12 protein-coding genes and 3 tRNA genes are annotated in these 11,895 nt (G+C 74.7%); 9 read left to right on the top strand and 6 right to left on the bottom strand.

Going from position 1 to position 11,895, the window contains the following annotated elements; genetic code table 11:
* The first annotated feature begins 291 nt into the window (after nt 1-291).
* Nucleotides 292-1,641, top strand: coding sequence for an RNA polymerase sigma factor (locus V7793_RS24635; protein WP_336010021.1), 1,350 nt, complete (start codon nt 292-294; stop codon nt 1,639-1,641).
* A 15-nt stretch (nt 1,642-1,656) separates the two neighbouring features.
* Here the strand turns inward: V7793_RS24635 and V7793_RS24630 are convergent, their stop codons facing one another.
* Entirely contained in the window at nt 1,657-3,087 is a 1,431-nt protein-coding gene (locus V7793_RS24630) for an FGGY family carbohydrate kinase (protein WP_336010018.1), read from the bottom strand.
* 93 nt (nt 3,088-3,180) lie between these two features.
* Entirely contained in the window at nt 3,181-3,471 is a 291-nt protein-coding gene (locus V7793_RS24625; protein WP_336010016.1) for a YtxH domain-containing protein, read from the bottom strand.
* A 174-nt stretch (nt 3,472-3,645) separates the two neighbouring features.
* Here V7793_RS24625 and V7793_RS24620 point away from each other — a divergent pair.
* From V7793_RS24620 to V7793_RS24595, 6 genes are all read left to right on the top strand, one after another.
* Nucleotides 3,646-3,718, top strand: a tRNA-Asn gene (locus V7793_RS24620).
* A 5-nt stretch (nt 3,719-3,723) separates the two neighbouring features.
* Nucleotides 3,724-3,796, top strand: a tRNA-Asn gene (locus V7793_RS24615).
* Between the two features lie 189 nt (nt 3,797-3,985).
* Nucleotides 3,986-4,059 (top strand) — tRNA-Ile (locus V7793_RS24610).
* A gap of 246 nt (nt 4,060-4,305) precedes the next feature.
* Nucleotides 4,306-4,719, top strand: coding sequence for a thioredoxin (trxA, locus tag V7793_RS24605; protein ID WP_058044559.1), 414 nt, complete (start codon nt 4,306-4,308; stop codon nt 4,717-4,719).
* Nucleotides 4,712-5,317 carry a histidine phosphatase family protein gene (locus V7793_RS24600; protein ID WP_336010013.1) on the top strand — a complete coding sequence of 202 codons (606 nt, stop codon included), beginning with the start codon at nt 4,712-4,714 and terminating at the stop codon, nt 5,315-5,317. The genes trxA and V7793_RS24600 overlap by 8 nt, the downstream gene beginning before the upstream one ends.
* A gap of 145 nt (nt 5,318-5,462) precedes the next feature.
* On the top strand, nt 5,463-5,888 hold the full coding sequence (locus V7793_RS24595) for an OsmC family peroxiredoxin (protein ID WP_168095959.1): 426 nt from the start codon (nt 5,463-5,465) through the stop codon (nt 5,886-5,888).
* Between the two features lie 42 nt (nt 5,889-5,930).
* On the opposite strand, the gene V7793_RS24590 is transcribed toward V7793_RS24595, so the two are convergent.
* Both V7793_RS24590 and V7793_RS24585 read right to left on the bottom strand, forming a co-directional pair.
* On the bottom strand, nt 5,931-6,560 hold the full coding sequence (locus tag V7793_RS24590; protein ID WP_336010009.1) for a class F sortase: 630 nt from the start codon (nt 6,558-6,560) through the stop codon (nt 5,931-5,933).
* A gap of 139 nt (nt 6,561-6,699) precedes the next feature.
* Nucleotides 6,700-7,401: a hypothetical protein gene (locus V7793_RS24585; protein ID WP_336010007.1), complete on the bottom strand. Its 702-nt coding sequence runs from the start codon at nt 7,399-7,401 to the stop codon at nt 6,700-6,702.
* 95 nt (nt 7,402-7,496) lie between these two features.
* Between V7793_RS24585 and V7793_RS24580 the strand changes: the two genes are divergently transcribed.
* Both V7793_RS24580 and V7793_RS24575 read left to right on the top strand, forming a co-directional pair.
* Nucleotides 7,497-8,219 carry an ABC transporter ATP-binding protein gene (locus V7793_RS24580; protein WP_336010005.1) on the top strand — a complete coding sequence of 241 codons (723 nt, stop codon included), beginning with the start codon at nt 7,497-7,499 and terminating at the stop codon, nt 8,217-8,219.
* The gene (locus tag V7793_RS24575) at nt 8,216-9,958 is read left to right on the top strand and encodes a hypothetical protein (protein WP_336010003.1); all 1,743 of its coding nucleotides are present in this window, start codon (nt 8,216-8,218) and stop codon (nt 9,956-9,958) included. The genes V7793_RS24580 and V7793_RS24575 overlap by 4 nt, the downstream gene beginning before the upstream one ends.
* A gap of 95 nt (nt 9,959-10,053) precedes the next feature.
* On the opposite strand, the gene V7793_RS24570 is transcribed toward V7793_RS24575, so the two are convergent.
* On the bottom strand, nt 10,054-10,863 hold the full coding sequence (locus tag V7793_RS24570) for a VOC family protein (RefSeq protein WP_336010001.1): 810 nt from the start codon (nt 10,861-10,863) through the stop codon (nt 10,054-10,056).
* Nucleotides 10,864-11,001: 138 nt separating this feature from the next.
* Nucleotides 11,002-11,757: an MgtC/SapB family protein gene (locus tag V7793_RS24565; RefSeq protein WP_336009999.1), complete on the bottom strand. Its 756-nt coding sequence runs from the start codon at nt 11,755-11,757 to the stop codon at nt 11,002-11,004.
* Between the last annotated feature and the right edge of the window lie 138 nt (nt 11,758-11,895).

The raw sequence follows: 11,895 nt of genomic DNA, 5'->3' as shown, positions 1-11,895 counted from the left end.
CCGCCGCCGCGGCGAGCAACCCCCACTGCGTGACCGGCGGTGCCGGACGGGCTTCCGGGCGGCTCGCCACCGCCGGACAGGCTCGCGGTGGCTGAGCGCCGCCGCGGCGGACTCGAAGGGGCGGGGCTCCGGGGCCGGAGGTTCAGGTACCCGACCGCGGCGGAATCGAAGGGCCGGGCCCTTCACCCGGTCGCCGCGGCGGAGATCGTAACCGCCGGTCACGGGACGGACTCAGAAAGTGCCCGCACGCCCCTCGTGGCGGGCCCGCGTCGTACCCCACACTGGTGGGCGGTGCCTGAGTCCTCGGACGCGGCAGGCCCGGCCGCTCGGACCCGGAACTCGGAACCTTTCGCGAAGCCGCTCCTGATCCCCGGGACGGCCGGCGGCCAGGCCGCTGCCGCCCCTCCGGCGCATGCCGCCCCGAAACCGGCAGCGATCACCTTGGAGGTCGCCCCCGTGCAGACCCGGACACCGACCAGGCTCCCGTCACGGCCCGCGGCCGCCCCGGCCCAGGGCGTCCCCCGGCAGCCCGCCGCGCCCCAGGCCGAGAGCGTCTCCGACGGGCCGCCCCTGCCGGATCCGGCGGGGAGCCCCGCGCCGGCCGGCGGCCCGCACGAGGCCGAGGAGACCGAGGCCGAGGAGACCGAGACCGAGGCCGAGACCGAGACCGCGTCCCCCCGGGCCGCGCGCGCCGGGCAGCCGGATTCCGCCCGCACCGACACCGGCGGCGGCCCGTCCTCCGACCTCTTCCGGCAGTACCTGCGCGAGATCGGCCGCATCCCGCTGCTGTCCGCCGCCGAGGAGGTCGAGCTCGCCCGCTGTGTGGAGGCCGGGCTGTTCGCGGAGGAGAAGCTCGCCGGCGCCCCGGACCTGGACTCCCAGCTCGCCCTGGACCTCGACCGCCTCGTCGTGCTGGGCCGGATGGCCAAACGGCGCCTGATCGAGGCGAACCTGCGCCTCGTCGTCTCGGTCGCCAAGCGCTACATCGGCCGCGGCCTGACCATGCTCGACCTGGTCCAGGAAGGCAACCTGGGCCTGATCAGGGCGGTCGAGAAGTTCGACTACGCCCGCGGCTACAAGTTCTCCACGTACGCCACGTGGTGGATCCGCCAGGCCATGTCGCGCGCCCTCGCCGACCAGGCCCGCACGATCCGCGTCCCGGTGCACGTCGTGGAGCTCATCAACCGCGTCGTCCGCGTCCAGCGCCGCATGCTGCAGGAGCGCGGCTACGAGCCCACGGCCGACGAGGTGGCCGCCCACCTCGACCTGACCCAGGAGCGGGTCAGCGAGGTCCTGCGGCTGGCGCAGGAGCCCGTCTCCCTGCACGCGCCCGTCGGCGAGGAGGACGACGTCGCCCTCGGCGACCTGATCGAGGACGGCGACGCGGCCTCCCCCGTCGAGTCGGCGGCCTTCCTGCTGCTGCGCGAGCACCTGGAGGCGGTCCTGTCGACGCTCGGGGAGCGCGAGCGCAAGGTGGTGCAGCTGCGCTACGGGCTGGTCGACGGCCGTCCCCGCACCCTGGAGGAGATCGGCCGCATCTTCGGCGTGACCCGCGAGCGCATCCGCCAGATCGAGTCCAAGACCCTCAACAAGCTGCGCGACCACGCCTTCGCCGACCAGCTGCGCGGCTACCTCGACTGACCGGGGGAGCGCCGGTCAGCCGGCGGCGTCGAACGCCCCCGGATGGGTCTGCTCGCGCACGGCCGCGTACTGCTGCCGCACCGCCTGACCCACCGGCAGGTCCTCGCCCGGCTCGAACACCTGGCTGGCCGCCGCGGGCCACAGGGGCGGCTCGTGGGGGGCCAGCGCGCCCTGCTGGACGCCCAGCGCCCAGGCGGCCTGCCGGGCGGCGCCCAGCGCCGCGTAGTCCGCAGGCTGGGGCACGACGACCTGCGTGCCGAACAGCGCGGGAGCGGCGGCCTGCACGGCGGGCAGCTCCGCCGCGGCCCCCAGCAGGAACACCCGGCGCACCTGCACCCCGCGCCCCCGCAGCACGTCCAGCGCGTCCGTGAGCCCGCACAGCATGCCCTCGAACGCGGCCCGCGCCAGGTGCTCCGGCTTCATGCTCTCGCGGCGCAGCCCCGCCAGCGTGCCCGCGGTGTGCGGCAGGTGCGGGGTCCGCTCGCCCTCCAGGTACGGCAGCATCACCAGCCCGTACGAGCCCGGGCTCGACTGCAGCGCCAGCTCCGACAGGCCCGCCAGGTCCGTGCCCAGCAGCTCCGCCGTGCCGCGCAGCACGCGCACGGCGTTGAGGGTGTGCACCACGGGCAGGTGCATGCCGGTCGCGTCGGCGTAGGAGGTGATCGTCCCGGAGGGGTCCACCAGCGCCTCGTGGTGCACGGCAAAGACCGAGCCCGAGGCGCCCAGGGAGATCACGGCGTCGCCCGGCCCCACGCCCAGCCCGAAGGCGGCCGCCATCGTCTCGCCGGTGCCGGCGGAGATCAGCAGGCCCTCGGGGGTGTGCCCGGCGGGCTCGGCGGGCGCGAGCACGTCCGGGAGCACGGCCGGGCGGCCCAGGGCCAGCTCCACCAGGTCCGGCCGCCAGGAGGCGGTCGCGGCGGACCACAGGCCGGTGCCGGAGGCGTCGCCGCGGTCGGTGGTGCGCCGCAGCGGGCGGCCGAGGAGCTGCCACACGAGCCAGTCGTGCGGCTGGAGCAGGGCGGCGATGCGCTGGGCGGACTCGGGCTCGTTGCGGGCGAGCCAGCGGAGCTTGGCGACCATCTGGCCGGGCTGCGGCACCGAGCCGACGGCCTGGGCCCAGGCGGCGCGGCCGCCCAGCGCGTCGGTCAGGTCGGCCGCGGAGGGCTGCATGCGCTTGTCGTTGCCGAGCATGGCGGGCCGGACGAGGACGCCGCCGGCGTCCAGCGCGAGCAGCCCGTTCTGCTGCGCGGAGACCCCGATGGCCTGCACGCCCTCCAGGAGGCCTCCGGCGGCGGCTTCGCCGAGGGAGATCAGCCATGCCTGGGGGTCGCCGTCGGTCGGCGGATGGGGGGCGTACCCCTGGCGGAGCACGGCCCCCGTGTCCGTATCGCAGACGACGATCCGTGTGCTCTCGGTGGAACTGTCCAAGCCCGCGACTATGCCCATGCCGAGATGATGCCAAACACCGGGGCATGCTCCGTGCGCCGGTCGGGTGTTGACCCGGCCGGACGGCGGCCGGGTCAGGGGCTCACGGCCCGGTCAGGTGTTACTGGTGCCCCAGTCGTCCTCGACGCCGCCCTGTCCCCGCTCGCGCAGCGACCGCACCCGCTCGCTCACCGAATCCGGCAGCCGGTCGCCCACCTTCGCGAAGGCCCGGGAGCTCATGGCCCTGCCGTTCTGGGCGGCGGACTCCACCGTATTGCGGACCGCGGGGTTCTGGGCGATCTGCCGGGCGCCCTTGCGCAGCTGCTCGTACCGCTCGCGGCCGGCCCGTGCGCCCAGTACGTACCCGACGGCTGCCCCGATCATGAACGTCAGCCGGTAGCGCATCCCGCTCCACCCTTCCCTCGGACGCTGTGGTCGCCGCCTACCCGCCGGGTGCGAAGGTCACTCCCGGGGAACCGATTGGCGGAGCACCCCCCTGCTTGCGCTAATGTATGTCTCGCAGCGAGCGCACGCCGCCCGGACGCCCGGGCAGCACCGCATTCGCGGCAAACGCAGCAATCCCCTGTAGCTCAATTGGCAGAGCAGCCGGCTGTTAACCGGCAGGTTACTGGTTCGAGTCCAGTCGGGGGAGCGCGATCCTCTGTAGCTCAATTGGCAGAGCAGCCGGCTGTTAACCGGCAGGTTACTGGTTCGAGTCCAGTCGGAGGAGCAAGCGATCGAGGACCCCTGCGGGGGTCCTTTTTCGTATCCGGACCCTTCCGGAGGGAACCGCCCCGCCGTGATCGAAGTCCTCATGGTCAGGTAGGTCACGCAATACGCCCCCTCAGGGGCAGCAGATCGTATGAGCGGCTATGCTGCGGCAGACGGCGCGCACAGATGTGCGCGACGCGCCGTGAACGGGGCGGTAGCTCAGCCGGTTAGAGCAGCGGACTCATAATCCGTCGGCCGTGGGTTCGAGTCCCACCCGCCCCACACGCGTGACGTTGGTGCAGAAACGATGCGACCAGCGTTTTCGATGCCCCGCCCGGTTCCGGACAGGAACGACCCGGCGGGGCTTCGTGCTGTCGGGGGCCGGGCGGCGCACGTCTTCGGCCACGCCGTCCGTCTGCCCCGCCCGGGCACGGGTATGCGTCGGAATACGGTCCGGCTTCATCCTGTTGGCGCTGCTGGGCCGGTCCGACGGTCACCCGACGCCACAGCGGAAGCAGGTAGCGACGCATGAGCAGCAGCACGGTGGAGCTCACCAAGGACAACTTCGACGAGATCGTCTCCGGCAGCGGATTCGTCCTCATCGACTTCTGGGCGTCGTGGTGCGGCCCCTGCCGGCAGTTCGCGCCGGTGTACGAGGGGGCCGCGGAGCGCCACGGCGACCTCGTCTTCGCCAAGGTCGACACCGAGGCCCAGCCCGAGCTCGCGGCGGCGTTCGAGATCCGGTCGATCCCCACGCTGATGATCGTGCGGGACAACATCGCGGTCTACGCCCAGCCGGGCGCCCTGCCGGAGGCCGCCCTGGAGGACGTCATCCGCCAGGCCCGCGCGCTCGACATGGACGAGGTGCGCGCCTCCGTCGCCGAGGAGCAGGCCAAGGCCGGGCGGGCGGCGCAGGGCGAGGGACAGTCCGCCGGTGAGTGAGCTGCTGCTGGTCCGTCACGGCGAGACCGAGTGGAGCCGCGACGGCCGGCACACCGGCTTCACGGACGTGGCCCTGACCGGGCGCGGCGAGCGGCAGGCGGAGGCCCTGCGGCCGCTGCTCGCGGGCCGTACGGTCGCGAAGGTGCTGGTGAGCCCCATGAAGCGGGCCCTGCGCACGGCCGAGCTCGCCGGGCTGGAAGGCGCCGAGACCGACCCCGGCCTCCACGAGTGGGACTACGGCGGCTACGAGGGCGTGACGACCGCGGAGATCCACCGCACCCGCCCCGGCTGGTACCTGTGGGAAGACGGCGTCGTCCCCGGGCCGCCGGAGCACCCGGGGGAGACGCCCGCGGAGGTCGGTGCCCGTGCCGACCGCGTCCTCGCGCGCATCGCGCCCTGGCTGGACGGGGACCGCGGGGGCGAGGGCGACGTGGTGCTGGTGGCGCACGGCCACTTCCTGCGCGTGCTCACCGCCCGTAGGCTCGGCCTGCCGCCGGCCGCGGGCGCGCTCTTCCGCCTCGACACGGCCACCCTCAGCCGGATCGGCGCCGAACACGGCCGCCCCGCGCTCGTGGCCTGGAACCAGCCGTCGGCGTGATCCGTTGGACGACCGGCGGAGCGTGTCGGAACCGGGGCCACGGCCACCGTGCACCGATGATCGGGGCGGACCGGAAGGGCCGGTGACGCCCCGGTCCCCGTACGACCGCCTTCGTACGACCGAATTCCAGTGGAGGGATGTATTCGTGGCCACCACCCGCACCGCGCACACCGTCTGGGAAGGTGAGCTGCTCAAGGGCAGCGGCACCGTCACCTTCGACTCGTCCGGCATCGGCTCCCAGCCGGTGTCGTGGCCGTCGCGCGCCGAGCAGGCCAATGGCAAGACCAGCCCCGAGGAGCTCATCGCGGCCGCGCACTCCAGCTGCTTCTCCATGGCCCTCTCGCACGGCCTGACGGGCGCGGGCAACCCGCCCACCCGCCTGGAGACCAAGGCCGACGTCACGTTCCAGCCGGGCGAGGGCATCACCGGCATCCACCTCACCGTCCGCGGCGAGGTGCCGGGTCTGGACGCGGCGGCCTTCCAGGAGGCCGCCGAGGGCGCCAAGAAGAACTGCCCCGTCAGCCAGGCCCTCACGGGCACGACGATCACGCTGACGGCCGAGCTGGCCTGACGCCTGCCCTTTCGCGCTCCGCGGCCCCCGGCGTCGTCACACTCACGACGTCAGGGCCGCGTAGACGATAAGGTTCTGCACCGGGTGCCCGTCCGCGTCCAGGCTCCCCGCGCAGGTGACCAGGCGCAGCACCCGCTCCTTCGTCTCCCCGTAGACCTTCTGCGTCGGGAAGGCGGACTTGTCGGCCGTCTCCTTCCCGGTGACGGAGAAGTGCAGCACCTTGCCGTCGCCCCGCCGGACGTCGACGACGGTCCCCTTGTCCACCTTCCCCAGGTCGTGGAAGACGGCCTTGCCGTCGCGGGTGTCGTTGTGGCCGATGAGGACGGCGGCGCCGGGCTCGCCGGGCGTCGCGCCGCCGGTGTACCAGCCGGCCGTCATGCCCTTCTCCGGCGGCGGCACCTGCACGGTGCCGTCGCCGTTCTTGCCGAGGCGCAGCAGGGCGCTGTCCACGCCGATGGACGGGATCGAGACGCGGGCGGGCTCCTCCGCCGAGGCCGGGGTGCCGCTGGCGGCCGTGCTGGCCTCCGTGCCCGACGAGCAGCCGGTGAGCAGGGCCGAGGCGAGCACGGCGGGCAGCAGCAGGGCCGCGAGGGCGCGCGCGAGGACGGGAAGGCGGGCACGGCGCGTACGGGGTGCACACGGCGTACGAGGTGCACGGGGTGTACGGGGCATCGGGCATCCATCCGGGCGTGGGGGAGGGAACGCTGCTCACGCTAGGGACGGCCGCGGCGCCCCCGCTTCGGGTGAACGGCCAGTCCTGCCTCCCCCGGAAGGAGGAGACGCACCCCCGCCCGGTGGTGGCCCCGGGCGCTCAGACGAACCGCTGCAGCAGCCCCCACATGAATTCGGCCGTGTACTCGGCCCGCTCCCCGGAGGCGTCCGGCGCCGTGAAGGCGAGCCGCCAGAGTGCCGGGCCCGTGCCCTCCATCGGGCGGGCGGGGGCGAAGGCGCGCGCCACCTCGTCCACCGTGCACGACCAGGGTTTCAGGTCCTCCACCGTCCGCAGTCCGGGTGCGGGCGCTCCCGGGGCGCGGACCAGCCACTCGTTCCAGACGGCCCCGCCGGGCGCCGTCAGCACCTCGAACCGCAGGTCCGGCCAGAGCGGCACTCGCCATGTCGCCGCCTCGAACGTCAGCTCGCCCACGTGCCGCTCACCGGTGGCCTCGGGCGGGCCGAGCACCGAGCGGTAGTGCGGGGGCGCCCCGCGCCGCCCCGGGGCCCGCAGCGCGGCCTGCCAGCGGCGGTTGGTCTTCCGCATCCTGCTCCGGTCGACGCCGAGCTCGCGCAGGGCGTCCTCGACCAGGCCGGGCTGGTGGTCGGCCATCCGCCGCAGCAGGACGAGCTGGAAGCCCAGGGGGCCGAAGGCGTCCCAGGCGCCGGGAGTGCCGGGCGTGCGGGGCCGGGCGGGACCGGTGGGGCGGCCGGTGCCGCCGGAGCGGCCGAAGGCGCCGGGTGTGCCGGACCGCGGGCCCGGCTCGGACGGGAAGTCGGAGGCTGGGTACATGACGGCCATCGTCGCGCACCCGGCGGCGGGCCGGGGCGGGGCTCCGCGGACACCTCCCGCTCACTAAGGTCGGGGTGAGTGATCACCAGCGTACGGAGGCTCTGATGTCCGGCTCGAAGGCCCCGCAGGGCGGCGGCGGCCCCGCCCCGCTCCTGCGGCTGCGCGGAGTCAGCCGCACCTACGGGGAGAGGAAGGCCCTGCACCCGCTCGACCTCGACCTGGAGCCGGGGACCTGCACCGCCCTCTTCGGCCACAACGGATCGGGCAAGTCCACGCTCCTGCGCATAGCCGCCGGCCGGGACGAGCCCACCGCCGGCACCGCGCGGTTCGCGGGCCGCAGGATTTCCGAGGACGACCCGGAGGTACGGGCCAGGGTGGCGGTCGTGGGCGACACCGTGGCCACCTACCCGGACCTGACCGTGCGCGAGCACCTCGAACTCGTCACCGTCGCCCACGCCGTGGAGGACGCCGGCGCCTGGATCGACCACGTGCTCGCCGACCGCCGGCTGTCCGACCACGCGCGGGCCCTGCCCGGCTCGCTCTCCTCCGGCCAGCTCCAGTCCCTGCTGCTGGCCGCGGCGCTCGTCCGCCCCCGCGACCTGCTCATCCTGGACGAGCCCGAGCAGCGGCTCGACCCGGACGCCCGGGTCCGCCTCGCGGAACTGCTGAACGGCGAGAAGCGCGACGGGGTGGCCGTCCTGCTGGCGACCCACCAGGCCGACCTGGCGGAGTCCGTCGCGGACCGGATGATCGCCCTGGAGGACGGCCGGGTGATCGCCGAGGGCCCGCCGGCGGAGGTCCTGGCCGGGCTGGGGCTGCGCGGATGAGCGGGGAGGCGCCGGGCGGGGCCCCGGCCGCGGACGCCGGCGCAGACACCGCCACCGCCACTGTCACTGCCACCGCCACCGACGTCGACGAGCCCACCTGGACCGAGGAGGACGACGACCGCACCGCGGAGACGCTGGCCTGGCTGCGCGAGAAGCGCAAGGCCCACCGCCGGCAGAAGGGCCGCGACCTCGCCGTCTTCCTCTACTCGGTCGTGCTCATCGTCGCGGGCTACGGCAGCGCCTACGCCGTCCACTTCCTGCAGCGGGCCCGGCTGGGAGCGGACTACGGCGGCCTCGGCGAGCGTGTCCAGGACACGCTGCCCGCCCTGTTCACCCTCCTGACCGCCGCCCTGGCCCTGCTCGCGGCGCGCGACGCGCTGTGGCGCGGCCCCGTCGTCGTCCCCGCCCCTTCGGTCGGCTGGCTGCTCGCACAGCCCGTGCGCCGTGCGGCCGTCCTGCGCCCGTGGTTCCGGCTGTCGGCCGCGGTCGCGGTCGTCCCGGCGCTGCCGGCGGCGGTCGCCGCGGCCGTGGTCCTGCGCGTGATGGACCTGGCCCCGCTCGTCACCGCGCTGCTCGCGCTCCTGCCGGCCGCGGTGTGCCTGCCGCTGCTGGCCGTGGCGGTCGGCATGGCGGTGGAGCACCGGGCCCGGCTCGCTCGCCTCGTACGCCGGTTCACGCCCCTGGCCGTCCTCGTGCTGATGCTGCTCGCGGGGCAGGTCGCGGGCGCGGCGTACGGGCACCGGAGCGCGGTGCTGGAGCAGGTGGAGCTGTGGTCCGGGCCGTGGGGCTGGGCCGCCCAGCCCGTCGTCTCCGTGACCGGCGGGCACGCGCCCGCCTGGCCCGCCGCGGTGGCCCTGCTGGTGCTGCTGGCGGCCGCGGGCCTGGTGCAGGGGCACCGGGACGCCGGGCGCGTGCCCACGACCCAGCTGCGGCGGCGTGCGGCGACCGCCCAGACGGTCTCCTCGGTGATGTACTCGGTGGAGCTGCGGGCCGCCAAGCTGGCCCTGATGGACGCCACGGGCACCGGCGGCGCCCGCCGGGTCCGGCTGCCGCGTCCGCGCAGCAAGTACCTCGTGGTGGTGTGGCGGGACCTGCTGTCCCTGCTGAGGGCGCCCGCACGCCCGGCGAAGGCCCTGATGTGGATGGTGTGCGCCACGGCGACGGCCGCCCTGGGGCTGCAGTTCGGCGGACCGGAGCGCGTGATCGGCCTCGTCGCCGCGCTGCTGCTCGGCTACGTCGGCGTGGGTGCGCTCGCCGAGCCGGCCCGGCTGGAGACGGACGACGTGCGCCGCGCGGCCTGGTCCCCCTTCCGCTTCCGCACGCTGATGCTCCAGCACGCGGTGGTGCCGACGGTGCTGGGCGCCCTGATGGCGCTGCTCGCGGCGGTGCCGTTCGCGGTGGCGGGGGCGCCCTGGGCGCTGCTGCTGATGCCGGTGTGCGCGGTGCCGTTCGCGGCGGCGGCGGTCTTCGCGGCGTGCCGCGGCCCGGCCCGCACGCACCTGATGGCCACCGGCATCAGCACGCCGATGGGCGACCCCGGCGTGATCCTCTTCCTAGGCTGGTACGCGGCGGGGCCGCTGGCGACGGTGGGCGGCCTGGGGATCGCCCTGCACAAGGTGCTGGGGCGGGCACAGCTCGACGCGGGGGCCGTGGCCGATGTGGCCGCCGTGGCAGCGGTACTGACGGCGGCCCTGCTCGCCTTCGCAGCATGGTCGGCGGACCGGCTGATCCGGCACTGAGCCCAGCCGCCCCCGCCGCCCCCGCCGACCCGGCGGCGACCGGCCCCGGTCCGCCACCCGCCCCGCTCACCCGCCGGTGACGCCGTCCACGGCCCTCAGCCGCCCGAGCCCTCCGGTTCCGGGCGGAGTACCACGAAGTCGGCTCCCGCCGGGTCCAGGCAGACGGCCAGGCGGCCGACGCCTTCCGCGTCCTCCGGGCCCATCTGTACCGAGCCGCCGCCCTCGACGACCTTCGCGACCGTCGCGTCGCAGTCCGCGGTGGCGAAGACCGGGTGCCAGTAGGGGCGGCCGCCGTTCAGGGCGAGGTGCTCGGAGGGGAGCTGCATCAGGCCGCCGTGCATCAGCTCCTTGTCCCGGCCCTCCGGGGTGAGCAGGGTGTACGTCCCTCCGCCGCCCGGGAGCGGCATGTCCTCCGCGGTCCAGCCGAAGACCGCGCCGTAGAACTCCTGCGCCGCCGCCGCGTCGGTGGTGTACAGCTCGGTCCAGGACAGGGTGCCGGGGGTGTCGGCCGCCTCCAGGCCGGAGTAGGTGCCGGGCTGGAAGACGGCGAACTGGCCGCCCTGGGGGTCGGTGAACTGGGCCATCCGGCCCTCGCCCTCGCCGGGGCCCATCGGCTGCACCCGCACCGTGCCGCCCGCCCGCTCGACGGCCGAGGCCGTGGCGTCCGCGTCGGCGGTCCCGAAATAGATCATCCAGGCCGAGCGGGCGCCCTCCTCGGTGAGCGGGCCGATGCCGGCGACGGACTTGCCGTCCAGCCGGAAGACGCCGTAGTCACCCGCCTCCTCGCCGTGGGACTGGAACTCCCAGCCGAACACCGCGCCGTAGAAGGCGGCCGCGGCCGGGACGTCGGGGGCGCCGAGGTCGAGCCAGGAGGGGGAGCCGGGGACAAAGTCGGTGGTGATCATGGAAGTGATCTCCCTTCGCGGGTCCTTTGCGAAGCCAGCGTGACACCCGCCACTGACAACCGCCCGTCGGCACAGGTCGCGCGGGTCGCCCGGCCCGCGCCGTCCCCGCGGGCGGCCGCGGCACCCCGGCGCCGGGGGCTAGTCCCCGGCGTCCTGGTGCGCCCGCAGCCCGACCCCGATGATCCCGTCCCAGTACGTCAGCTCCTCCACGAGCGGGTACGCCGGGCCCTTGCCCTCCAGGCTCAGCACCACCCCGGCCTCCTTGGCCCTGCCCCGCTCGCGGCCGTCCGCCGGCTGCTCCGGCTCGATGTGCACGTCCGTGACCCGGAAGCCGCGCTTCGTGCACAGCTCCAGTATTCGCGCCAGCAGCCCCCTGCGGGTGCGGTACGACAGGTGCAGCTCGACCCGGTCGCCGGGTACGAGGGCCATGCGCCGGGTGACCACGGGGAAGCCGCGCACCACCAGGAAGTGCACCAGGGTCGCCGCGACGCCGAGCAGCGGCAGGCCGCCGCCGCAGGCCATGCCCAGCGCGCAGGTCAGCCATATCGTGGCCGCCGTCGTCAGGCCGCGCACCGCGTCGCGGCGCACGAAGATCAGGCCGCCGCCGATGAAGCCGATGCCGGAGACGATCTGGGCGGCCACGCGCGAGGGGTCCTGGCGGGCGCCGACGAGTTCGGCCACGGCGCCGAAGCCGTGGATCGAGACCTCCATGAACAGCGCGCTGCCCACCCCGACGAGGGTGTGGGTGCGCAGCCCGGCGCTCTTCTGCTGTAACTCGCGCTCCAGGCCGATGAGCGAGGACAGCAGCAGCGCGATGCCCAACTCGGCGAACTGCCGGACACCTTGACCGCTGGCGGGATCGAACAGGGGAGGCACTTGCTGTGCGATGTCCATGCCTCATTGTGGCTTGAAATCCACTGGCTCATAAGGGAGTTGACGCCCCTCTACCGCACGGCCAGGCTCAGTGGATACGTTCCGGCCCATGAATCCCATGAGACTTGGCGGAATACCCCTCGGTGCGGCGCTCGGCGC

The sequence above is a fragment of the Streptomyces sp. KLMMK genome, from assembly GCF_036961605.1.
Classification (GTDB): domain Bacteria; phylum Actinomycetota; class Actinomycetes; order Streptomycetales; family Streptomycetaceae; genus Streptomyces; species Streptomyces telluris.
The sequence above is the reverse complement of the archived record's forward strand: the minus strand, read 5'-3'. Positions and strand labels throughout refer to the sequence as shown.

Coding starts and splice junctions, on each gene's coding strand:
- V7793_RS24630 (WP_336010018.1), bottom strand. CDS start 3,087: ATGGGCATAGTCGCGGGCTTGGACAGTTCCACCGAGAGCACACGGATC.
- V7793_RS24625 (WP_336010016.1), bottom strand. CDS start 3,471: ATGCGCTACCGGCTGACGTTCATGATCGGGGCAGCCGTCGGGTACGTA.
- trxA (WP_058044559.1), top strand. CDS start 4,306: ATGAGCAGCAGCACGGTGGAGCTCACCAAGGACAACTTCGACGAGATC.
- V7793_RS24590 (WP_336010009.1), bottom strand. CDS start 6,560: ATGCCCCGTACACCCCGTGCACCTCGTACGCCGTGTGCACCCCGTACG.
- V7793_RS24585 (WP_336010007.1), bottom strand. CDS start 7,401: ATGGCCGTCATGTACCCAGCCTCCGACTTCCCGTCCGAGCCGGGCCCG.
- V7793_RS24580 (WP_336010005.1), top strand. CDS start 7,497: ATGTCCGGCTCGAAGGCCCCGCAGGGCGGCGGCGGCCCCGCCCCGCTC.
- V7793_RS24575 (WP_336010003.1), top strand. CDS start 8,216: ATGAGCGGGGAGGCGCCGGGCGGGGCCCCGGCCGCGGACGCCGGCGCA.
- V7793_RS24570 (WP_336010001.1), bottom strand. CDS start 10,863: ATGATCACCACCGACTTTGTCCCCGGCTCCCCCTCCTGGCTCGACCTC.
- V7793_RS24565 (WP_336009999.1), bottom strand. CDS start 11,757: ATGGACATCGCACAGCAAGTGCCTCCCCTGTTCGATCCCGCCAGCGGT.